This window comes from Halomonas sp. R57-5 (assembly GCF_900070345.1).
Taxonomy (GTDB): Bacteria; Pseudomonadota; Gammaproteobacteria; order Pseudomonadales; family Halomonadaceae; genus Vreelandella; species Vreelandella ventosae_B.
On sequence record NZ_LN813019.1, the window covers coordinates 1951180 to 1973614 of the forward strand.

A 22435-nucleotide genomic window follows, 5' to 3' on the forward strand; every position below is an offset into this window, starting at 1 on the left:
ATGAGTCACTCCAAGGCTCATGCCAAGGAACGAAACAGGAGCAGACACTATGCAAGACAATATGATGGACGCCTTTAACGCCCAAACTAAGCAAATGTTTGAACCCATGCGCAAAATCAATTCGCTGATGCTCAATAACATGGAGAAAATGACCCAATATCAGTTGGAAGCCATGAAGCGCTACAGCCAGATGGGTACTGAGCGCATTCGAAGTGCCACTGAAATTCAGGACGCAGAAAGCCTGCGTGATTTTGGCACTAAACAAGCAGAAATGATGAACGAGCTTTCCCAGCAGATGCAGGAAGACGCGCGGGTCATGAGCGAGATGAGCCTGCAATTCAAGTCTGAAATGGAAAAGATGTTCAGCGAAGCCGGTCAGCAAATGTCTGAGCAAGCCAAGGCGGCTACTAAAGGTGAGCAACCTGCCAAAGCCTCCAGTCAGTCATCGCGTAAGAGCTGATTAGCGACATCATCGCGGCGCCCAAGGGCGCCGCGATGCATTTATAAGCTTTAATTTATATATAATATGAACTTATAAATTCTTAAAATTGGTCATAGCCAAAATGGTCGGTGCGCCCGAAGATAGGCGTGGGGAGAATAAGTATGCAGTCAGCGTGGCACAATCCATTTCAGGCAATGTCAGGGCTAACTGAAAGCCTGTCGCAAGGATTTTCTGAAGGGCTGCCTGAAGGGCTATCCCCGGCGGAGATTGAAGCCTGGAATAATCAGCTTAAAGAGATAGGTGAACAGTACCAAGGATTGATGCAGGAGCTGCTTTCTCGTATCGCGCCCAGTGAAGCCGCCGACTCCATTTACAGTGATATGCGCGAGAGCTTTGAAGCGGGTGCTCAGTCGCTGATGCAAAACCCCACCCTACTGTGGGAGACCCAAACCCGATTACTCCAAGATCAGTGGTTATTGTGGCAACAGGCCATGCGTAGTATGGCCGGTGAGCAGGTTACGCCGCTGATTATGCCCGACAAGAGTGACCGTCGCTTTAAAGACGACGCCTGGACGCAAGATCCCCACTATATGTCCATTATGCAGCAGTATTTGCTGTTCTCGCAGATGGTGGAAGAGCTGGTTGAAAGCTTGGGTGGTTTGGATGACACCCATAAGCGTAATTTGGAGTTTTACGCCCGCCAGCTGGTCAATGCGATGGCGCCGACTAACTTTATTTCGACTAATCCAGAAGTCATGCGCCGTACGCTTGAAACCCGCGGCCAAAATTTAATCGATGGTTTGGAGCGGTTGCGAGAGGATTTAGGCAATTCAGCTGAAGGTATTAATGTCCGTATGACTGACCGCGGCGCCTTTGGCGTGGGTGAAAACATAGCGGTAACGCCCGGTTCGGTGGTATATGAAAATGAATTGATCCAGTTGATCCAATACACGCCAACCACGGAAAAGACCTTTAAAACACCGCTGCTGATGGTGCCGCCGTGGATCAATAAGTACTACATCCTTGACCTGCGTGAAGATAACTCAATGGTTAAGTGGCTTGTGGATCAAGGCCACACAGTGTTTCTTATCTCCTGGCGTAACCCTGGCCCGGAGCAGCGCGATATCACCTGGGCCGACTATATGCAGATGGGGCCAATTAGCGCCATGGAAGCCATCGAACAGGCCTGTGGCGAGAAGTCGGTGAACCTGCTCAGCTACTGCGTAGGCGGTACGTTAACCGCCTCAACGGTGGCGTACCTGACCAGCACCCGGCGCGGGCGCAAAGTAAAGTCGGTGACCTATATGGCCACGCTGCAGGATTTCCGTGACCCTGGCGACATCGGCGTATTTCTTAATGAGCGGGTGGTTGAGGGGATTGAGCAAACGCTAGAAGCGAAGGGCTACCTTGATGGACGCTCTATGGCTTACACCTTCAACCTGCTGCGTGAGAATGATCTGTTTTGGTCGTTCTATATTAATAATTACTTGAAGGGCGAGACGCCCGCTGCCTTTGATCTGCTCTACTGGAACACTGATGGCACTAACTTACCTGCTGGGACGCATGCTTGGTACCTGCGCCATATGTATCTGGAAAACCGTCTGGTTGAGCCCGGTGGCATTGAGCTGGATGGCGTGAAAATTGATCTGCGTAAGGTATCGGCGCCCAGCTACTTTGTGTCTACCAAAGAAGACCATATTGCCAAGTGGAACAGTACTTACTACGGGGCCTTGCTTCCCAAGGGGCCGGTTACCTTTGTACTAGGCGGCTCGGGGCATATCGCGGGTATCGTTAACCCGCCCCATAAGAACAAGTATGGCTACTGGACGAGCGACGCACTGCCGGAAAGTCATGAGGCGTGGCTGGAAAGCGCTAAGGCTCAGGAAGGTTCCTGGTGGCCCCATTGGCAGGCGTGGATGACCGACAATGGCTATGCCGATAGCGAAAAAATGCTGCCTGTACGTCAACCCGGTGACGGCGAGCTCAAGGTGATCGAGCCTGCGCCAGGGCGCTATGTGAAAACCACCATTCCCGAAGTGCTGGGAGAAATCCCGTCTAAGTCTTAATGGCGTGTCTTAATGGCGTCGTCGCTGATATTAAAACCCAAAAAAGCCCGCTGAAATCAGCGGGCTTCGTTTTATCATGGTTCAATTACGAATTAAGTAGTCGAAAGCACCCAACGATGCCTTGGCGCCTTCTCCCATGGCAATAATGATCTGCTTATAAGGCACGGTAGTCACATCGCCCGCGGCGAATACCCCAGGTACGGAGGTCATACCGTGAGCATCGACGATGATCTCACCGCGGGGCGTCATCTCAATCGGTGAGCCTTTTAACCACTCGGTGTTAGGCACCAGACCAATCTGAACAAAGATACCTTCCAGCGCGATGGATTTGCTCTCATCAGACGTGCGGTCTTTATAGTTCAAGCCATTAACACGGCTACCATCACCAGTGACTTCAGTGGTTTGTGCGTTGAGAATAATCTCGACGTTAGGCAGGCTCTTAAGCTTTTTCTGCAGCACTGCATCGGCGCGCATCTCACCCATAAACTCTACCAGCGTGACATGGCCGACAATACCCGCCAGATCGATCGCCGCTTCAACGCCAGAGTTACCGCCGCCGATCACCGCTACCCGTTTACCTTTGAACAGCGGGCCGTCACAGTGAGGGCAGTAGGCCACCCCTTTATTGCGGTACTGCTGTTCGCCGGGCACATTCATTTCGCGCCAGCGGGCGCCCGTCGCCAATACCAGGGTTTTGCTCTTAAGCGTCGCGCCGGACTCAAAAGTGACTTCGTGCAAACCACCTTCCGCTTCGGCGGCTTTAAAGGTAGTGGCAAGTTGCAGGTTCATGACATCGACTTCGTAATCTTTTACGTGCTCTTCAAGCGCGCTAACCAGCTTGGGGCCTTCGGTATGGGAGACGGAGATAAAGTTTTCAATTCCCATCGTGTCAGCCACCTGACCACCGAAACGCTCAGCGGCAATGCCTGTGTTAATACCTTTACGGGCTGAGTAAATGGCGGCCGCCGCGCCTGCCGGGCCGCCACCAATCACCAGCGTATCGAAAGCGGCTTTTTCACTTAGCTTTTTGGCATCGCGCTCCGCGGCACCGGTATCCACCTTGGCCAGAATCTGTTCAAGGGTCATGCGGCCTTGATCGAACGGTTTACCGTTCAGGTAGATGCTCGGTACCGACATGATTTCCCGCGACTCGACTTCATCCTGGAACAGCGCGCCGTCGATAGCGACATGGCGCACCTTCGGGTTGAAAATAGCCATCAGGTTAAGCGCTTGAACCACGTCAGGGCAGTTCTGGCAGGAGAGCGAGTAGTAAGTCTCGAAAAGCATCTCGCCGTCGAGCTCTTTAATTTGCTTGAGTAGCTCATCAGAGGTTTTGGGTGGATGGCCGCCGACTTGCAGCAGCGCTAAAACCAGCGATGTGAACTCGTGGCCCATGGGGATGCCAGCAAACACCACGCCCGTCTCTTCGCCGGGGCGGTTGATTGCAAACGATGGCTTGCGGTCGTCCTGGCCGTCACTGTGTAGAGTAATCTTATCGCTCAGGCTGCTGATGTCCTCAAGCAGGCCGAGAAGTTCTTGTGACTTGGCACCGTCATCGAGGGAGGCAACAATCTCGAACGGCTGAGTCACTTTTTCCAGATACGCTTTTAACTGGGATTTTAAATTGGCGTCCAGCATGACAGTAGCTTCCTCGCAAGTAACAGACGTATTAAATACACGCGTGTGACGGTGCTAATCATTAATAATTTAAAACAGAACGCCCGGGCGAAACCCGGGCGTTGAACCTGCACGCTCTTGCGCCACGCAAATAAGAGCAAGCGCGTGAAAGCCGTAGGCGGTTTAGATTTTGCCTACAAGATCCAGTGAAGGTGCCAGTGTTTCTTCACCTTCTTTCCATTTGGCCGGGCATACTTCGTTCGGGTTGGCACGAACGTATTGAGCGGCTTTCACTTTACGCAGCAGCTCTTCAGCATTACGACCGATGTTGCCAGCGTTGATTTCAACAATCTGGATTTTGCCATCGGGGTCGACGACAAAGGTGCCGCGCTCAGCAAGACCCGCTTCTTCAATCAACACTTCGAAGTTGCGTGAAATGCGCAGCGTCGGATCAGCAATCATCGGGTACTGCAGTTTGCCGATAGTTTCAGAGCTGTCGTGCCAGGCTTTGTGCGTAAAGTGGGTATCGGTTGAAACACTGTAGATTTCAACGCCCAACTTCTTGAATTCAGCGTAGTGATCGGCCAAATCGCCAAGCTCAGTCGGGCAAACGAAAGTAAAGTCGGCTGGGTAGAAGAAGAAAATAGACCACTGGCCTTGTAGATCCGCTTCAGTCACATCGACAAATTCGCCATTCAGGTAAGCGGTAGCTTTAAACGGCTTTACTTCAGTGTTGATCAAGGACATTGAGATAGTCTCCTGGTGTCATGAGTGTAGGGTTTATAAAGTATGGCTAATACTAACGGCTAGCGACTAATGTCTAAAATTAAAAAAAGCCATCCAACCAATAGCGTTGCCCTATTGGCGGATAAAAGAGCGTTGTTTTACCTGCTACTTAATGGGGACGGTAGGGCAAAATACAAGAATTTTTCACATTGGCTTGCGGTAGCCGTCACTGCACCGCAAAATTCGCACGGTCAGCATTATGGCCTACGCTATTGTTAGCCGCTGATGGCAGGCTTTGTGGCGCACTGGGTAAGAAGCACTTGATAGGCAACCCTTGGCAAATTATTTGGTTGAATCGTTTACTAAAATAGTTAGGACAACAGGAGCAGTGATAATGGGGAACATCCACAAACTTTCCGCGGCCGTTGCGGCTATCTCCTTCGCCGCAGCGGCTAGCGCTGCCCACGCCGAAGAGGTGCGGGTGTTTAACTGGTCAGACTACATTGCACCGGAAACGCTGGAAAAGTTCACCGAGCGTACCGGCATTGAGGTGACCTATGACGTTTATGATAGCAATGAGATTTTGGATGCTGCACTGCTCGCAGGGCGCTCCGGTTACGATGTGGTAGTACCCTCTACCTACTATTTTACCCGCCAAGTGAAAGCCGGTGTTTTCCAGCCGCTTGACCATGAGTTACTGCCCAATTTAGACAATCTCAACCCCGAACTGATGGCCAACTTGGAAACTATCGACGCTGGTAGCGAATACTCGGTTCCTTATATGTGGGGCACCAATGGGATTGGCTATAACGTTGATCGCGTTAAAGAAATTTTGGGTGACGACGCGCCGGTAGATAGCTGGGCGCTGCTGTTTGATCCGGAAATAACCGCCGCGTTGAGCGAGGCGGGCTGCGGCTTGTCGATGCTGGATTCCGCTGATGAGATGCTCTCACCCGCCATGGCTTATTTGGGGTTAGATCCGCTGAGTGAGAATATCGACGATCTGGAAGCCGCCGGTGAACTGATCGCCGAAGTGCGCGACGACATGACCTACTTCCACTCTTCGCGCTATGTGTCCGATCTGGCCAATGGTGATATCTGCGTGGCCGCAGGCTATTCTGGCGATATTTTCCAGGCCGCCGAGCGTGCAGAAGAGGCGGGGCGCGATTTTAGTATTGGTTACAGCATTCCTAAAGAAGGCGCAGCGCTCTGGTTCGATATGATGGCGGTACCCGCTGACGCGCCGAACACTGAAAACGCCCACGCCTTTATCAACTTTATTCTCGACCCTGAAATCGCCGCTGAAATTACCGAGTACGTTCGTTATGCCAACCCTAACGCGGCGGCCAATGAATATCTCTCCGATGAGATCCTCAATGACCCGGCTATTTACCCGGAAACCGAGGTCATGCAAAACCTATACGTCCAGGCCGAAAAGCCTCAAGATGTGCTACGTGCCCGTACGCGTATTTGGAATCGCGTAAAGTCGGGTCGTTAAGCCGACATTTATCCGACGGCGAGCCTGGGGTTGATACGCAGGCTCGCTGTTCGTCTTTTTTAATGCCCGGATTTCCGGGCCTTTTGATGGGAGTGGCGAATGGTCACTACGCCCCTGTCGAACGAGCCTTCATCTGCTTCACCCATCACGCCTTCAGCGTCGCGGCCCCAGGGTAAAATCCCGCGGTTCGCTGAGGATGTGGTGCTGGAAGTTAAACGCTTAAGCAAGCGGTTTGATGATGCGCTGGCGGTGGATGATGTTAATTTGCAGGTTAAACGCGGAGAAATCTTCGCGCTATTGGGTGGTTCTGGGTCAGGTAAATCAACCCTGCTGCGGATGCTGGCGGGCTTTGAAACCCCAACAGAAGGCCGCATTCTATTAGACGGTGAAAATATCACCGCGATGCCTCCGCACAAGCGGCCTATCAATATGATGTTCCAGTCCTATGCGCTATTTCCGCATATGACAGTGGCGCAGAATATTGCTTTTGGCTTAAAGCAGGACAAACTGCCCAAGGCGGATATCGATGCTCGCGTCGAGCAAATGCTCAAACTGGTGCATATGCAGCGCTTTGCCAAGCGTAAGCCGCATCAGCTCTCGGGTGGTCAGCGCCAGCGAGTGGCACTGGCGCGTTCACTGGCCAAACGACCCAAGCTGCTACTGCTAGACGAACCTATGGGCGCGCTGGATAAAAAGCTGCGCACGGAAATGCAGCTAGAGGTGGTTGAAATCATCGAGCAGGTCGGCGTTACCTGCATTATGGTCACCCACGATCAGGAAGAAGCCATGACCATGGCCGACCGTGTGGCGATTATGGCCGATGGCTGGATCGAACAGATAGGCTCGCCCATCGATATTTATGAAAGCCCGGTGAGCCGCATGGTGGCCGAATTCGTCGGCACGGTGAATCTGTTCGAGGGCGAGATTATTGAAGATGCAGCCGACCACTGCCGCATTGTTGCCCCCGCGCTTGAGCGCCCCATCTATATTGACCATGGTATTACCACCCAGGCGTCGAATCGTCGGGTTTGGGTCGCACTTCGGCCTGAAAAAATCTGGCTTACCCGCGAGAAACCCACCACTGAATATAACTGGGCGGAAGGCAAGGTGGACGATATCGCCTACTTAGGTGGTTTCTCGCTCTATTACGTGCGCACACCGTCGGGCCAGATCATTAAGGTCAGTATGGCCAATACCGAGCGTCGCGGTGATCGCCCCACCTGGGAAGACAACGTCTATGTCTACTGGGAAGATCACAGTACGATTGTGCTCAATCGCTGATGGCTGGGTTTCTCATGACTGGACTTCTTACCACTGAGTTACTTTCTGGGAGGAGACTGCCTTAAATGATGCCATCTCGTGTTTCAGCATTACTCAAACGCTGGCAATTGGGGCGAAGGGCAGTGATAGCGTTTCCATTAGTGTGGCTAACACTATTTTTCTTGCTGCCTTTTGCACTAGTACTCAAAATCAGCCTGTCCGAGGCCGCGATTGCCATTCCGCCTTATGGGCCGCTGCTTGAGTACGCCGATCAGACGTTGCATGTCTTTTTTAATTTAGGCAATTACCTCTTTCTGCTGTCGGACTCGCTGTATATCGCCGCCTACTGGGGCTCGGTGAAGACGGCGTTTATGGCCACGCTGGCCTGTTTGCTGCTGGGTTACCCGATGGCCTATGCCATGGCGCGGGCACCGGCGCGCTGGCAACTGCTGTTACTGCTGCTGGTGATGTTGCCGTCGTGGACGTCGTTTTTGATTCGTGTCTACGCCTGGATGGGAATTCTCAGTAATAGCGGCTTAATCAACAACCTCTTGATTGGGCTGGGTCTGATCGATTCGCCGCTGCGCATGATGAATACCCAGTTCGCGGTCACCATTGGCATTGTTTATGCCTACTTGCCGTTTATGGTGTTGCCACTGTATGCCCACCTGACCCGGATGGATAACTCGCTGCTTGAGGCTGCTGCAGACCTTGGCTCGCGCAAGCTCAATACGTTTTTAAAGGTCACTTTGCCGCTCTCTACAGGAGGTATCGTGGCGGGGTCGATGCTGGTGTTTATCCCAGCGGTGGGGGAGTTCGTGATTCCTGAACTGCTTGGTGGCCCGGATACATTAATGATTGGCAAAGTGTTGTGGGAGGAGTTCTTCCTCAACCGCGATTGGCCGGTGGCGTCGGCGCTGGCCATGGTAATGCTGCTGCTGTTACTGGTACCGATTGTCTGGTTCCACCGCTATCAATCCCGCGAACTTGAAGAGTGAGGCTGGCAACATGAGTAGAGTGCTGCGGATTAATTTCTCCACAACTATGCTGGTGCTTGGCCTGCTGTTCCTCTATCTGCCGATGTTTGTGCTGGTGGTGTATTCGTTTAATGCTTCAAAGTTGGTCACGGTGTGGGCAGGGTTTTCCACTCAGTGGTACGGCGAACTGTTTCGCGACCAGCAGATTTTATCGGCGGTATGGACGAGCCTGCGCATCGCCTTTTTTGCGGCCAGCATGGCGGTTTGCTTGGGTACCGTGGCCGCTTTTGTGATGACCCGCTACGGACACTTTCGAGGCAAAACAGCCCTCTCTAGCATGGTGACGGCGCCGCTGGTCATGCCCGAAGTTATTACGGGGCTTTCGTTACTGCTGCTATTTGTGCAGATGGCGCAAATTACTGGCTGGCCTGCAGACAGGGGGATGGCGACCATCTGGATTGCGCACACCACCTTTTGTAGTGCCTACGTGGCGGTGGTGGTGGCCGCAAGGCTGCGGGAAGTGGATCATTCAATTGAAGAGGCCGCTATGGATTTAGGCTCGCCGCCACTTAAAACCTTCTTCTCCATTACGCTGCCGATTATTACTCCCGCGTTGGCGGCGGGCTGGCTACTCGCGTTTACGCTCTCCCTCGACGACCTGGTGATTGCCAGCTTTGTCTCGGGTCCTGGGGCGAATACGCTGCCCMTGGTGGTGTTCTCGTCGGTGCGGATGGGGGTGTCACCGAAGATTAATGCGCTGGCCACGCTAATTATTTTGACCGTATCCCTGGCGACGTTATTGGCGTGGKTTTTTATGCGCCGCAACGAAACCAAGCGCAAGGCTGCCTTGCGAGACGTTTAATACAAGACGTTACATTCAAGGCTAGAGAACGTCATCGTCGCGTCCGGCAACGACGCTGTCGAGTTCGCCGGTGACGGGTGAGACAACAATTTGCAACTGGATGGGCGCGCAGCACTGGTGGCAATCTTCCCAGGTATCGTGACTGCCCTGGGACGTATCGATCAGGAAGGTCAGCGGCGAATCGCAGTAGGGGCAGTGAAAGTCATAATTGACCAGAGCGTCGTCTTGCATTGTTGGCTACCTTGTATAGCGGGTGCGCTGAATAAGCTTGTTATTCGTTCAGTGTAGCAGTGTGGTCGTTGGGTAGGGCATCGTGGGATTGAATCAGGTAGGATACCTAGGCTCTAAATTCCTAAAGCAACGCAGTGAGAGTAGCGATGATGTTACGTAACATGGCAGTAGCGGCCCTAGTGGCCTTTCCGATGGTCGCGTTGGCTGAAACCCCTAATGTGACCGCTGGTGAGTGGGAGTTTGTTAGCAAAACCAGTGTCAGTGGTGAAATGGAAATTCCGGATCAAACCGAAACCGAGCGCCAGTGTATTAGCCAGGAAGAACTTGATGATGCCGAATTCGGTTTCATTGAGGAAGAAGAAGGCTGTGAGTTGCTTGACCAGGACATGAACGAGGATGGCCTAAGCTACAGCATGGTGTGCCGCGCTGAGGGTGGTGAGGCGACTATTGATGGCGAAATGCGTTTTATGGGTGAGCGCATTGAAGGTAACGTCGATATCCTGACCCAGTCACCCATGGGTGAGCTAAGCATGAATACCGTGATCGAAGGCGAGTATCTTGGCGAGTGTGAGTAATCGCTGCCTTTTAGTTAATATCTCGTTAGTTCATAACTAACCGGTAGCTTATCAAAAGGGTGCCCCTCTGGGGCGCCCTTTTGGTTTGCTGTTTTTAATTGTCGGATGTTCCCCCCGGCGCGTTAGCTATTTCCTCCTCTAACTGTCGTTTCACCGCTCCTGGTGAACCGGTGTGGCGTGCCAGCAAGTCGTAAGCGACGGGTACGACAAACAGCGTAAACAGCGTTGCCGAGCCTACCCCCGCCATAATCACGGTGCCGATGACCAGGCGCGACTCAGCCCCGGGGCCGGTCGAGACAATCAATGGAATGGCGCCGGCCATGGTCGTCACTGCGGTCATTAAAATGGGTCTTAAACGTGTCACAGAGGCTTCAATCAGCGCCGCTCGAAACGCTTTACCTTCATCGCGCAATTGGTTGGCAAACTCGACGATCAGAATGCCGTTTTTAGCTGCCAGGCCAATCAGCAGGACTAGGCCTACCTGGCTATAGATATTCAGTGACTGACCGCTAAGCAGTAGCGCAAGCAGGGCACCGCTCATCGCTAGCGGCACTGTGAGCATGATCACAAAGGGGTGAATCAGACTCTCAAACTGCGCTGCTAGTACCAAAAAGACCACTAGCGCGCCAAGTATCAGCAGGAAAGCGGTGGCGCCGCTGGCCTGCTGGAAATCCCGTGAAGCCCCTGCCACATTGGTTTGCGCTTCTTCCGGCAGTAGCTCCGCGGCGCTCTGCTCCAAGTAGGCCAAGGCTTCGCCGAGGGGGTAGCCATCCGCCAAGTTAGCCTCAATAGTGATGGCGCGAATGCGGTCAAAGCGGTTTAAGGTGCTGGCACCCGCAAAGTCTGAGAGGGAAACCAAGCTTGCCAGGGGAATCAGTTCACCTGTGCGCGCAGAGCGGACCTGTATGTTATCTAGCGTCCTTGGGCTGTTTTGGCTGCCGCGATCGCCTTCCAAGATCACATCGTACTCTTCACCGTCATCCACATAGCGAGTGACATTACGGCCACCTAATAGGACTTCCAGCGTCCTACCGATCTCGGTCACGGTAACGCCTAGCGACGCCGCCCGCTCGTAGTCAATATCTACCCTCAGCTGCGGCTGGGTTTCGTTGTAGTTGCTCTCTAGTGCCATTAAGCGGGGGTTGKTTTCGCGCACATGATTCATCAAGGTGTCGCGCCACTGGGCAATTTCTTCGTAACTACCGCCGCCCAGGACAAACTGCACTGGCTTCTCTGTTCGTTGACCAAACCCTTGGCGCATCACCGGGAAAGCCTGCACACCTGGCAGTGAACTAAGGCTTTGGCGTACCTCGGCCATAATCTCCCAGGCGCTGCGTCGGCTGCCCCAGTCGGCCATATTGACGATAATAAAGCCGCTATTAAAATTCTCGATGTTGCCGTAGCCACGTGGGGCGCGAACGACTACGCGCTCCAGCTCGCCGCTTTCTACTAGCGGCGTCATTCGCGCTTCGATCTCATCCATATAGTCCATCATGTAGTCGAAGGTGGCGCCTTCAGGGCCATTGACTAGCACAATAAAATTGCCGCGGTCCTCCTGGGGGGTGTATTCGTTGGGCAGCACCGTGGCCAGCCAGGCGGTGGCGGCAATCAGCAATGCAAACGCGGCCACCACCAGCCAGCGCATTTTGAGCATCCACTCTAACACCGCCTGATAGCGGCGCTGGGTGCCGCTGAGCAGCCACTGCACCGCTTTGCCAATCCGGCTGTCGTGCATGCCCGGTTTAAGAATTTTAGACGCCATCATCGGCGTCAGCGTCAGCGCCAGCAGGGTAGAGACCACCACCGCGGCGGCCATGGTCAGCGCGAACTCGGAAAATAGCCGACCAATATCGCCTTGCAACATACTGAGTGGCACGAAAACCGCCACTAACACCAGGGTGGTCGCAATCACGGCAAAGGCGATTTGGCGAGTGCCGCGGAAGGCGGCGACGAGCGGCGTTTCGCCGTAGTCGTGCATACGCCGGTTAATGTTTTCAAGTACCACGATGGCGTCATCGACAATCAGGCCGATTGCCAGCACCAGTGCTAGCAGCGTCAGCAGGTTGATCGAAAAATTCATTGCTGCCAAAGCGGTAAAGGCGCCGATGACGGCGATCGGTACGGTCACCGCTGGGACCAGGGTGGTGCGCAAATTACCTAAAAACATAAAGATCACCACCACGACCAGCCCCATGGCGATAAACAGCGTCATGACCACCTGCTCAATGGCGCCTGAGACAAATAGCGAGGCGTCGTAATTCAGGCTCAATGACATGCCTTCTGGCAGCGTGCCCTGCAGGCGTTCAAGCTCCCCCTGCACCGCTTCGGAAAGTTCGATCACATTAGCCGTGGACTGCATGATCATCCCCAGCCCAACCATGGGGATGCCGTTGGAGCGGAACACTGAGCGATCCTCTACCGCGCCCACTTCTACCCTGGCCACATCAGCAAGGCGTACCAGGTAGCCATTTTCGCCCTGATTGAGGGAGGCATTGCGGGGAGAATTGAGAGCAAGGCGCTGAAAATCTTCGGCGCTGGCAAAGCTGCGGGGTAGGCGCACAATAAACTGACGATCTTCAGATTCAATCGAGCCCGCAGGCAGTTCAACGTTCTCGGCCCGTAGTGCATCTTCGATATCGCTGACGGTGAGCTCACGTGCGGCTAGGGCGTTGCGGTCTAGCCACACGCGCATAGCGTAGTCGCTGCCGCCGCCGACACGCACCCTTGCCACTCCTGGCTGAACGGAAAGGCTGTCGACTAGAAAGCGGTTAGCATAGTCGGTCAGCTCGGTGATCGAGTAGTCTTCACCGGAAAGGCTGAGCCACACGACGATCTCTTCGCTGCTATCGGCTTTGGTGACCTCGGGGTTGTCGGCGTCGTCGGGCAGGTTGCGCAGCGCGCCAGAAATGCGGTCGCGAATATCGTTGGCGGCGGCATTAATATCCATATCAATGCTAAATTCGATCTCAATCTGAGAGCGGCCATCTTCGCTTTCCGAGGTGATCAGCTCAATGCCTTCAACGCCCGCAATACGGTCTTCTAACACTTGAGTAATGCGTGTTTCGACAACGCTGGCTGAGGCGCCGGGGTAGCGGGTGTCGATGGTGACCACGGGTGGGTCGATGGTGGGGTACTCTTGCAGCGGCAGGCGATTGAGCGCTAGAAGACCAAAGGCAATAATGAGCGCTGCGATCACCATCGCGAGGACGGGGCGCTGAACAGAGATATCCGATAAGCGCATTAGCGGTCGGCCTCCAGCAGCGCGCGTATACCTGTCTCGTCATCGGCGATCCCGATTAACCTCGCCTCTTGCCCATCGCGGGCAAGCTGTAGGCCATGAAAGACAATTAAATCGTCCTGGGCTAACCCTTCGAGAATTTCCACCTCGCCATTGCGCCGCTCGCCAATCCTGACTTCACGCTGGGCTAGGCGGGTAGTGCCATCTTGCTGTTCTATCAGCATAACGAAATGCCGATCACCGCTAGGCTCAATGGCCGCTTCAGGGATCACAATGGTGTCGCGGACGCGTTGCTGAACGATCACTTCCATCAACATACCAGGACGCAAGCGACCATCAGCATTATCGAGCTCCGCACGAACGCTTACGCTGCGTTTTACCGGGTCTACACGCGTACCGATGGTGGCAATTTCGCCGCTAAAGAGGTCGTCAGGGTAGGCCGCAGTGGTGGCATTGAGCATCAAACCTGGCGAGAGGCGGCCCAGAAACACCTCGGGGACGCTGAAATCGAGCTGCATAACATCCAGCTTATCTAGCGTCACCAAGTCCATTCCTGGAGTGACCAGAGCGCCGATACTGATAGTGCGAAAMCCAACGCGGCCGCTGAAAGGCGCCTCTATCCGATAATTGGATAGCTCCGCTTCAATTGCTTGAATATCGGCGTCTGCCTGACGCAGTCGTGATCGACTATCTTCTACATCGGCGCGAGCCGCAAGGTTGCGATCTTGCAGCTGCGAAGCACGATTTGACGCGTTGAGGCGCTCTTCGCGAAGTGCCTGGGAGGCCCTGAGTTGCGCCTGCTCTTCCGCGTCTTCTAAGCGAATAAGCAGCCGACCCTCTTCGACCAGCTCTCCATCACGAAAATTGATCTCGGCAACAATATCGGTGACGGTGGCGGATAGCGTGACACTTTCATCCGCGCTAAGTGTGCCTAAGGCTTCCAGTGGATCCGACCAAGTGGTCATGACCGCCCGTGTGCCGATGACTGACGGCGCCGTTTGAGCAAACGCCACGGCGGATAGCAGCAGGATGAAAGGTACAAGCGCGAGTCGCAGCAGCCGTCGTCGGCGAAGGGGCAAAAGCATAGTCTTCTCAGCGTTAGATATTATTTATACAGTTATTGTATAGAGGAATTCGATCATATAATAATTTTTAAGACTGACCCTGTTAGAATGCCTGCTTTTTACAGCGAGAGTCGCCCCCATTATGAGCTGTCCACTATGATCTATGACGTTGTCATCATCGGTGCTGGCGCCGCGGGCTTAATGTGCGCGGCGCAAGCGGGTTATACCGGCAAGCGGGTGTTAGTGCTTGATCATGCTAACAAAGCGGGCAAGAAAATTCTGATGTCTGGGGGTGGCCGTTGCAACTTTACCCATCTTGGCACGACGCCGCAGCACTTTTACTCGTCAAACCCTCACTTTTGTATTTCGGCGCTCAAGCGCTACCGGCCTGAGCACTTTGTCGAGTTGGTTGAGCGCCATGGCGTTGAACATGTGGAGAAAACCCCAGGGCAGCTATTCTGTGCAACCTCGGCCAAAGAGATCGTCCGCACGCTACTGACCGAGTGCGAATGGGCAGGGGCTGATATAAAACTCAGCACACAGATTACTCGCGTGGAGCAGCAGGGCGGTGCCATGCGGCTAACCACTTCGATAGGTAACATTGATGCGGGTGTGGTGGTCGTGGCGAGCGGCGGGCTTTCCATTCCGAGCATGGGGGCGACGGGATTGGGTTACGATATAGCCCGTCAATTTGGCTTGGAAGTATTCGATACCCGCCCGGGGCTGGTGCCGTTCACGCTGAGCGATACTTGGAAGGCACGCGCAGCAGAGCTATCAGGCGTCAGCGTGCCAGTGGCCGTTAGCGCAGGCAGTCGCCGCTTTGTAGAGCCCATGCTATTTACCCACCGTGGCTTGTCTGGGCCTGCGATGCTGCAGATATCCMGCGTTTGGCAGCCAGGGGAGGCGATTAACATTGATCTGCTGCCCGGTGAGAACGTGGCGGAGTCACTGCGCGAAGCGCGCCAAGAGACCCCAAAGCGCCAACTCTCTACCTGGCTTGGCGAACGCTTCCCGAAACGCTTGGCGCAAGCGCTGTTGGAGTGGTACCCCGACAGTGACCCGGCGCGACCACTGGCCCAGTATGCCAACACAGCGCTGGATGAGTGGGCAGGAAGGCTCAACGCCTGGCAACTGAAGCCAGCGGGCACCGAAGGTTGGCGCACCGCAGAGGTGACCATGGGCGGGGTCAATACCGAGGCGCTATCATCCAAGACCTTTGAAGTTAAAGGCCTGCCGCAACTGCGCTTTATTGGAGAGGTATTGGATGTGACGGGAGAGCTAGGCGGGTATAACTTTCAGTGGGCGTGGGCGAGTGGCGTCGCTTGTGGGCAAGCCTGCTAGGCTAGGAAATGCGTTTTACGTACATCCTAGCCCAGTACAAAAAAGCCCAGTACAAAAAAGCTTTAACTTAAGTAGCCACTTTGGCTAATAACTTAAGCTTTTTGAATAGCATGTAGCCCGCAAGCGCTTTTCGGCCTGCTGCCATAGCACCACCAGGGTGGCGTGCTAGCTTATAAGCAGCAAAGCCGCCGACGGCGTAGAGCGGCAGTTTAAAGCTTTGCCAGCTTTGGTCTAGCGGCGAGGCTGCCTGCTGCAAATAGTCGCTATCCACCAAAATATCCACGCGCTGCTGCTCTAATTCGGCTAGCAGCAGCGCTTTGCGCTCAGCGCGGCTTAAAGGTTTGGTTGGCGGTTTAGCGGTGTCTGCGGATGGTTTCATCACTTGGCTCCTCAAGCAGTGCTCGATCAGCGGCAAGCTGTTTGAGTGTTTCTTTTAAAAGCGAGTGACGCTTAGACTGGCGGATGGCGATAACCGCGAGTAGCAAACTGGCGCCTATCAACACACCTGCACTGATCGCAATGGCGGTTAAGCGATAGGTATCCCAGAACAGCACCACTACCAATGCCGTCAGTGTGGCAATACCCAACAAGAGCAGCAGTAAGCTTGCTCCTGCGAGAAGCAGTAGTACCAGTAAGCGCGCACGCTCCTCTTCTAACTCAAACACCGCCAAACGCAGGCGGGTTTCGCTATTAGCAATCAGCGATTTCAGTAAGCGTTTGGCGGCAGAGAAGACGCGTTGGGTGGGACCCAAAGCCATTAGCGACGACCGAGCAGCATACCCACAACCAAACCTGCTGCGGCACCAATGCCAATGCTTGTCCAGGGATTGTCATGCACGTAGCGATCACATGCATCGGCTTKGTGGGTCAATGAATCGCGGGTTTCGTCATAAATACGCTCGCCGCGAGCTTCAAGACGCGCACGCGTGTCTTTCAAACGGCGCTCAGCGCGGGTGCGCAAATCGTTCATCTCTCCGCTGGCGTCTTTAGCGGTCGCATTGACCAGCTCTTCAACGGTTTCACTCAAGTGGCGCAGATCATCTTTGAGTTGATCGGCTTGAGTAGAGTAAGTGGGTTGACGTTTAGCCATGGAGTCTTCCTTTGACGAATGAATGATTGGACTGTTAGCTCCTACATTTATAAGCATAGCAGCCACGCACTAACAGACAAGCAAATGCGCCTAACGGTTCAGCCCTGTGGCACTAAATAAGGGATTTAAACTAAACCCAAGGCTTAAACGGTGCACGCGATGATCATAATCGATCATGCTTTCACCATATCCGTAGTAGTACTGTACATGCGCCCGCAAGCTGTTGAATGCTGGCCAGCTGTAGTCAATCTGGGTGCCTATATTGCCAGCACTAGGGTTGCCACGTAATTGACCACTCACTTCATGGTTGTTGTTAAGGCGTTTGGCGAGTCGAATATCGCCGTAACCCATGTAGCGTTCGATATCCGGGTTGTCGTCATCCTCTGATGATTCGGGTATACGCCAATGCGGKGCCAGCGTGAACGCCCAATCGCCGCGTTGAAAGGTGCTTTCAAGATACACCCGGTTCCAGCTACGTGAGAGCGGATCCGAGCGACCATTAGACTGGTGGTTAAGGGATACCCGGTTGCGGGTATTTACCCAGCCAAGCGCCTCCCAGGCATTATCAAAGTCGATGAATATTTCAGGCTCGTAGTTGGTTTCCCGAAAGGGCGACGAGGCATCGGTATTATAAGCCTGCCACCAGCTACGCTGGGTGTAGCCAAAGTAGACATCACCGTAGTTGCCAAACACCTGCTCGGCGAGATTAACCTTGGCGCTGAACTGGAATTTCAACTCCACGCTATCTGCTGGGGTGCCGTTAGCCACGGTGCGAAAGCTTTCACGGTTTTGGTTGGCATTGTAACTAACTGGGAACAGGTAGTTAGTGCGGTGGGTGGTGATTGAAAACGGGTTCCGGCTTGACTCCTGCTCAAGTTCACGGCGCTCGCTTAAGTCTTCCCGTGCAGCCTCTTCAGGCAACTGTTCAAATGGTAAGCCTATTGCAGCTTCTTCGGGATTTTCTATCTGCTGCAACTGCTGATGCAGATCATACAGCTCGGCATTGAGGGCACGGATACGCGCCTCAATCTCTTGTTGAGACTCGGCGAGGGCATTGGCACTAAAGGTAGCAAGGCTGAGCAGAACAATGAGTTTCGTCAACGGCAGTTTTCGGGTGACCATCAAGGTGACTCGCAAAATGAGTGAATAGGCAAATGCCATGCTTGTTTCTATCACGCCGCCTGCAGAAGTCAACAGCTCTGATTGCGCTGGCTATCAGAACGCCTGACAATAACCCTATTATCCGTGTCTGCGGAGCTTTCGATGTCAACGAGGCATAAGTAACGTGGTGAGATGCGCCTTTAGGTGGAGTATAACCTGTTTGTTCCTGCTGCTGGTGATTAGCAGTGCCGCTTTTAATCCAGCCCACGCTGCGCTCCAGTCTAGCCTCCTTGAACGGGTGCCTGAGCAAGAAGAGCTGTCCTCAAGGCTAGCTCAGTTGGAAGCGCTTGAGGGAACATTGACTGACCAGCAGGTAAGCGACAAGGAGACCCTGGAAGCGGCGCTCGACGCCTATGAGCGGCTGGCTTCCGTGGATGAGCGCCTAGCGGCGTTAGACACCCGCGTAGAACAGGCCCCTGAACTGCTGGTACGTCTGCAGCGTGAGTTGAGCGAAGCTGAAGAGGCCTCGCAGCAGCTAACCGTTTCCGACTTGAGCGATCGTCCCCTCGACGAGCTGGAAACGCTGCAAACCAACGCCGTGGTTGAGCTACAGCAGTTGCAAAGCCAGCTAGCGGAAGTGAATTCGCAACTGCTGGCCGCCCAAACACTGCCCGAGCGTGCCCAGCAGTCCATTGCGGAAACCCTTCAGCGCGCGGAGAGTTTGCGCCGACAGCACGATGAGCGCGAGGCACTGCTGGCGGATCGTCAGCTCTCTGCGCTGAGCGATGCACGGCTTATCCAGCTGCGTCTGGAACGGGCGCTTGCCGAGCGCGAAATAAGCTTTTATCAGCGTGAGCTAAGCGCTAATAGCCGGCTGCGAGAATTAGCCCAAGAGCGCCGCGATGTGCTGATGGCGCAGGTCGATTATCGAGAGCAGCAGTTAACGATGTTGCAAGGGGTGATTGACCAGCAGCGTCGGTTGGCCTCGGAGCAAGCCATTGCCGATGCCGCCAGGGATAACCCATTAATCGCCGCTGGGCATCCGGTGGTGGCGCAGGCGCAGCAAACCAACCAGACACTCAGTCTGGAGCTATTGCGGGCGACGGATCGCGCTAACAGTGTTGTGCGCGAAAATATTGAAGCCCAGCGGCAGTTGGAGAACGTGCGTCAGCTACAGCGCAGCCTTAATGAACAAATTGAGGCTATCCGCGGCAGCCAACTGCTGTCGCGTATTCTGCGCGAACAGCGCAAGTCGCTGCCTCCCTTACCAGCTCCACGGGATTTGCAGGACGAAATTGCCGACCTGCGCTTAAAGCAGTTTGATTTAGTCCGCCAGCGTGACCAGCTGCGCCAAAGCGAGCAGTATGCCGCCACGCGCTTAGCCGAGGCGGGTATAGAGGCAACGCCTGGGCTAGTGGATTCACTTTCGCAGCTTTACCAATCGCGGCGTGAGCTGGTCGAACAACTGGAGCAGTCGTATGGCAGTTTATTGAGTGCGGCGATTGAACTGCAGCTCAATCAACAGCAGCTAGTAACGACGACCAGCGAACTGCGTAAAACCATTGATGAACAGCTGTTTTGGGTCGCCAATAGTCGCCCGCTGGATCTGAGCTGGGCGCGCCAGTTACCTCGTAACCTCAAGCTCGAGTGGCAGGAAGGAGAGTGGCGCACCATTTTACCCACCCATTGGCAAGGATTCTCATGGGAAGTGCTCAGAGGGGCGCCGCTGGTGGTGTTAAGCCTGGTATTGATTGGCTTACGGGGTCGAATTAAGGCGCGTTTGGCCAAGTTGCATTCGCAGATTGGCCGATTAAAAAGCGATACCCAGCTGCATACCCCCAAAGCGGTGCTGCTGAATGCGCTGCTGGCGATCCCCGGCCCGCTGGCATTAGCCGGTGTTGGCGTTGGGCTGCTTGGGGCGGCGGGGTCGTTAGCTAATAGCGTTGCCCCGGCGCTGCTTCAGTTAGCGCTTAGCTGGGCAGCCGTCGCATGGTTGCGCAGGCTGCTGGTCACCGATGGCGTGGCCGAACGCCACTTTACCTGGTCGCCGCAGTACAACGCCCGCTTACGCCAACTGTTAGGTGGGTTGGGCATTGCCTTGATACCGGTGATTGCCATTGCGGCGATGTCTGGAGAGATGGAAACGGCGCTGGCCCTGCGTCCTGTCGCCTTGGGGCTGTTGTCGTTTGGCTTGATGGCGATGAGCTGGTGGTTGGCGCAGTTGATATTGGCACATATCCCCATTTTTGGCTTGCGCCTGTTTCGCTTGCTGCTGGGACTGGCGATGGCGTCGGTGCCTCTGATGCTGCTGGGATTGGTCGTCTGGGGCTATGAATACACTGCGCTACGCTTGGTAGGGCGGTTCGCGATTACCCTTTACTTGCTGGGTCTATGGGTTGTGGTGGAAGCCACCTTGGTAAGAAGTCTTGCGGTGGCCGCACGACGGCTCGCCTATCGCCGCGCATTGGCTCGCCGTCGCGCTCAGGTACAAGAGGGTGCGGAGGGTGGGCTCGAAGTAGTAGAAGAGCCCCCCCTTGATATGGAGCAGATCAACAGCCAGTCGCTGCGGCTTTCTAAACTGATTGTGCTGATTGGCTTTAGCGCGCTGCTCTATTTGGTGTGGGCCGACCTGATTTCGGTGCTTGGCTACTTGGACAACGTATCGTTATGGGAGTCCCAGGATGGGGAACTGGTCGATAATGCGCTGTCGATCTCCGACATCTTTGCGGCCCTGCTGATTGTCGCGATTACGTTTATTATGGCAGGCAATTTACCCGGCCTGTTGGAAGTGATGGTGCTATCGCGGCTGTCATTGAAACAGGGTAGCGCCTATGCGATTAGCTCGCTGCTCTCCTACACCATTGTGGGCACGGGGATAGTCATGGGGCTTTCGACGCTGGGCGTCTCCTGGGACAAGCTGCAGTGGCTGGTGGCAGCCCTGAGTGTGGGCTTGGGGTTTGGACTGCAGGAGATTTTTGCCAACTTTATATCGGGCTTGATCATTCTGTTTGAGCGCCCAATTCGGATTGGCGACACCATCACACTCGGTAATTTGCACGGTACCGTCAGCCGTATACGCATCCGTGCGACCACCGTCACCGACTTTGATCGTAAAGAGATCATTATCCCCAATAAAACCTTTGTGACCGACCAACTGATCAACTGGTCGCTGTCGGATAATATCACCCGTGTCGTGCTGACCTACGGCGTGGCACACGGCTCCGATATGGCCAAAGTGCACCAGCTATTACGTAAGGTGGCGGATGAAAACCCCCGTGTGCTAACCGACCCAGAACCCCAGGTTTTCTGTTTAAGCTATGGGCAGCACAGCCTTAACTTCGAGCTGCGTATTTTCGTCAACGATCTGCTCGATCGGCTGTTTGCCGCCGATGAAATCAACTGCCGGATAGATGCGCTGTTTCGTGAAGCGGGCGTACGCGTGGCGTTTGAACAGATGGATGTGTGGCTACACCCTGATCAGGGGGAGGCGGTCAAAGTGCAGTCCGCTAATCATCTGATGCCCCCTGCGTCGACTTAGTCCTCTTTTTTAAACCTCTTTTACAGCGTGCAGGAGAAACTCTCGATTGCCGTCACCGCCGGTAATCGGGCTCTCCTGCCAGTGGCGAATGGTGAGTCCGCAGGCGTCGCAGGTGCTGCGAATGTTGGTTTCCACCTCTGCAAAGCGCTTAGCGTCGCGAACCACACCACGTTTATCCAGGGCGCCGGGGGTTAGCTCAAACTGCGGTTTAACCAGTGAAATCAACTGCCCCTCAGGTGGTAGCAGGGCGGCAATTTCGGGCAAAATCAGCGTTTGAGATATAAATGAAACGTCCATAATGGCGCTATCAATGGGCTGAACGGAAAGCACGCTACTGAGTGCTTCACTGCTACTCATTGAACGTGCATTTAACCCTTCCAGGCAGGTGACGCGTGGGTCGCCGCGCAGCTCAGGTGCAAGCTGTCCATGGCCAACTTCTACGCCAATCACGTGGCGGGCGCCAAAACGCAGCGCGCAGTCGGTGAAGCCGCCGGTTGATTGGCCAATATCGAGCACGCTGCAACCGTCAAACCGCAACTCAAGCGCAGTGAGCACCGCCTCTAACTTCAATCCTGCCCGGGAGACATAGCGCTCTTCGGGATCATCTTCTACTTCAAAACGGGTCTCTTCGGGCCATTTCTCGGACGCTTTGATTAACGGCTTGCCACTATCGGCAAGCCGTATCCGCCCGTGACGAATAAGTCTTTGGGCGCGGGTACGCGAGTTGGCCAGCCCCTGGCTGACCAACAGTTGATCGAGTCGCATCATAGTGGTTGAAAGTGTCGTGGTTGAAAGTATCGCTCAGCGTA

The 22435-nt window shown here is 54.5% G+C and carries 19 protein-coding genes; 9 read left to right on the forward strand and 10 right to left on the reverse strand.

Going from position 1 to position 22435, the window contains the following annotated elements; translation table 11 throughout:
* The first annotated feature begins 49 nt into the window (after positions 1-49).
* Entirely contained in the window at positions 50-460 is a 411-nt protein-coding gene (locus HALO_RS08905; protein WP_035584005.1) for a phasin family protein, read from the forward strand.
* Between the two features lie 143 nt (positions 461-603).
* Positions 604-2508, forward strand: coding sequence for a class I poly(R)-hydroxyalkanoic acid synthase (gene phaC, locus HALO_RS08910; protein ID WP_081899155.1), 1905 nt, complete (start codon positions 604-606; stop codon positions 2506-2508).
* A gap of 81 nt (positions 2509-2589) precedes the next feature.
* Here phaC and ahpF read toward each other — a convergent pair whose 3' ends face one another.
* Positions 2590-4146: an alkyl hydroperoxide reductase subunit F gene (gene ahpF, locus HALO_RS08915; RefSeq protein WP_035584003.1), complete on the reverse strand. Its 1557-nt coding sequence runs from the start codon at positions 4144-4146 to the stop codon at positions 2590-2592.
* A 162-nt stretch (positions 4147-4308) separates the two neighbouring features.
* Positions 4309-4872: an alkyl hydroperoxide reductase subunit C gene (gene ahpC, locus HALO_RS08920; protein WP_007113282.1), complete on the reverse strand. Its 564-nt coding sequence runs from the start codon at positions 4870-4872 to the stop codon at positions 4309-4311.
* A 373-nt stretch (positions 4873-5245) separates the two neighbouring features.
* Here ahpC and HALO_RS08925 point away from each other — a divergent pair, with 373 nt between their 5' ends.
* From HALO_RS08925 to HALO_RS08940, 4 genes are all read left to right on the forward strand, one after another.
* Complete coding sequence (locus HALO_RS08925; RefSeq protein WP_035584001.1) at positions 5246-6349, forward strand: polyamine ABC transporter substrate-binding protein; 1104 nt, start codon at positions 5246-5248, stop codon at positions 6347-6349.
* A gap of 99 nt (positions 6350-6448) precedes the next feature.
* Positions 6449-7630: an ABC transporter ATP-binding protein gene (locus tag HALO_RS08930; protein WP_035583999.1), complete on the forward strand. Its 1182-nt coding sequence runs from the start codon at positions 6449-6451 to the stop codon at positions 7628-7630.
* Between the two features lie 65 nt (positions 7631-7695).
* On the forward strand, positions 7696-8607 hold the full coding sequence (locus HALO_RS08935; RefSeq protein WP_035583997.1) for an ABC transporter permease subunit: 912 nt from the start codon (positions 7696-7698) through the stop codon (positions 8605-8607).
* Between the two features lie 10 nt (positions 8608-8617).
* Positions 8618-9448 (forward strand): ABC transporter permease subunit, encoded by an 831-nt coding sequence (locus HALO_RS08940; RefSeq protein ID WP_050713345.1) that lies wholly within the window; start codon positions 8618-8620, stop codon positions 9446-9448.
* Positions 9449-9469: 21 nt separating this feature from the next.
* Here the strand turns inward: HALO_RS08940 and HALO_RS08945 are convergent, their stop codons facing one another.
* A complete protein-coding gene (locus HALO_RS08945; protein ID WP_035583993.1) occupies positions 9470-9679 on the reverse strand; it encodes a CPXCG motif-containing cysteine-rich protein in 210 nt (69 codons plus the stop codon).
* 146 nt (positions 9680-9825) lie between these two features.
* Here HALO_RS08945 and HALO_RS08950 point away from each other — a divergent pair, with 146 nt between their 5' ends.
* On the forward strand, positions 9826-10254 hold the full coding sequence (locus tag HALO_RS08950) for a DUF3617 domain-containing protein (protein ID WP_035583991.1): 429 nt from the start codon (positions 9826-9828) through the stop codon (positions 10252-10254).
* Positions 10255-10348: 94 nt separating this feature from the next.
* Here the strand turns inward: HALO_RS08950 and HALO_RS08955 are convergent, their stop codons facing one another.
* Together HALO_RS08955 and HALO_RS08960 are read right to left on the reverse strand one after the other, a co-directional pair.
* The gene (locus tag HALO_RS08955) at positions 10349-13495 is read right to left on the reverse strand and encodes an efflux RND transporter permease subunit (protein ID WP_050713346.1); all 3147 of its coding nucleotides are present in this window, start codon (positions 13493-13495) and stop codon (positions 10349-10351) included.
* Positions 13495-14577: an efflux RND transporter periplasmic adaptor subunit gene (locus tag HALO_RS08960; RefSeq protein WP_035583987.1), complete on the reverse strand. Its 1083-nt coding sequence runs from the start codon at positions 14575-14577 to the stop codon at positions 13495-13497. The genes HALO_RS08955 and HALO_RS08960 overlap by 1 nt, the downstream gene beginning before the upstream one ends.
* Before the next feature lie 135 nt (positions 14578-14712).
* Here HALO_RS08960 and HALO_RS08965 point away from each other — a divergent pair, with 135 nt between their 5' ends.
* Positions 14713-15897 (forward strand): NAD(P)/FAD-dependent oxidoreductase, encoded by a 1185-nt coding sequence (locus HALO_RS08965; protein ID WP_050713347.1) that lies wholly within the window; start codon positions 14713-14715, stop codon positions 15895-15897.
* 67 nt (positions 15898-15964) lie between these two features.
* On the opposite strand, the gene HALO_RS08970 is transcribed toward HALO_RS08965, so the two are convergent.
* From HALO_RS08970 to HALO_RS08985, 4 genes are all read right to left on the reverse strand, one after another.
* Positions 15965-16276, reverse strand: a complete 312-nt coding sequence (locus tag HALO_RS08970) for a YqjK family protein (RefSeq protein ID WP_035583983.1) — start codon at positions 16274-16276, stop codon at positions 15965-15967.
* Positions 16251-16655, reverse strand: a complete 405-nt coding sequence (locus tag HALO_RS08975; RefSeq protein WP_035583981.1) for a phage holin family protein — start codon at positions 16653-16655, stop codon at positions 16251-16253. Before HALO_RS08975 ends, HALO_RS08970 begins: the two co-directional genes overlap by 26 nt.
* Entirely contained in the window at positions 16655-16987 is a 333-nt protein-coding gene (locus HALO_RS08980; RefSeq protein ID WP_050713348.1) for a DUF883 family protein, read from the reverse strand. The genes HALO_RS08975 and HALO_RS08980 overlap by 1 nt, the downstream gene beginning before the upstream one ends.
* 90 nt (positions 16988-17077) lie before the next feature.
* Entirely contained in the window at positions 17078-18109 is a 1032-nt protein-coding gene (locus HALO_RS08985; RefSeq protein WP_035585637.1) for a phospholipase A, read from the reverse strand.
* Between the two features lie 199 nt (positions 18110-18308).
* On the opposite strand from HALO_RS08985, the gene mscK reads away from it, so the two are divergent.
* Entirely contained in the window at positions 18309-21626 is a 3318-nt protein-coding gene (gene mscK / locus HALO_RS08990; protein WP_035583977.1) for a mechanosensitive channel MscK, read from the forward strand.
* A 9-nt stretch (positions 21627-21635) separates the two neighbouring features.
* Here mscK and HALO_RS08995 read toward each other — a convergent pair whose 3' ends face one another.
* Positions 21636-22394: a TlyA family RNA methyltransferase gene (locus HALO_RS08995; RefSeq protein WP_035583975.1), complete on the reverse strand. Its 759-nt coding sequence runs from the start codon at positions 22392-22394 to the stop codon at positions 21636-21638.
* Positions 22395-22435 lie beyond the last annotated feature (41 nt).

What these genes read in the sequence shown, in the direction of transcription:
- HALO_RS08945 (WP_035583993.1), bottom strand. Translation starts at nt 9,679, where the DNA reads ATGCAAGACGACGCTCTGGTCAATTATGACTTTCACTGCCCCTACTGC.
- HALO_RS08975 (WP_035583981.1), bottom strand. Translation starts at nt 16,655, where the DNA reads ATGGCTTTGGGTCCCACCCAACGCGTCTTCTCTGCCGCCAAACGCTTA.
- HALO_RS08950 (WP_035583991.1), top strand. Translation starts at nt 9,826, where the DNA reads ATGATGTTACGTAACATGGCAGTAGCGGCCCTAGTGGCCTTTCCGATG.
- ahpC (WP_007113282.1), bottom strand. Translation starts at nt 4,872, where the DNA reads ATGTCCTTGATCAACACTGAAGTAAAGCCGTTTAAAGCTACCGCTTAC.
- phaC (WP_081899155.1), top strand. Translation starts at nt 604, where the DNA reads ATGCAGTCAGCGTGGCACAATCCATTTCAGGCAATGTCAGGGCTAACT.
- HALO_RS08930 (WP_035583999.1), top strand. Translation starts at nt 6,449, where the DNA reads ATGGTCACTACGCCCCTGTCGAACGAGCCTTCATCTGCTTCACCCATC.
- HALO_RS08925 (WP_035584001.1), top strand. Translation starts at nt 5,246, where the DNA reads ATGGGGAACATCCACAAACTTTCCGCGGCCGTTGCGGCTATCTCCTTC.
- HALO_RS08995 (WP_035583975.1), bottom strand. Translation starts at nt 22,394, where the DNA reads ATGATGCGACTCGATCAACTGTTGGTCAGCCAGGGGCTGGCCAACTCG.
- ahpF (WP_035584003.1), bottom strand. Translation starts at nt 4,146, where the DNA reads ATGCTGGACGCCAATTTAAAATCCCAGTTAAAAGCGTATCTGGAAAAA.
- HALO_RS08935 (WP_035583997.1), top strand. Translation starts at nt 7,696, where the DNA reads ATGATGCCATCTCGTGTTTCAGCATTACTCAAACGCTGGCAATTGGGG.
- HALO_RS08905 (WP_035584005.1), top strand. Translation starts at nt 50, where the DNA reads ATGCAAGACAATATGATGGACGCCTTTAACGCCCAAACTAAGCAAATG.
- HALO_RS08970 (WP_035583983.1), bottom strand. Translation starts at nt 16,276, where the DNA reads ATGAAACCATCCGCAGACACCGCTAAACCGCCAACCAAACCTTTAAGC.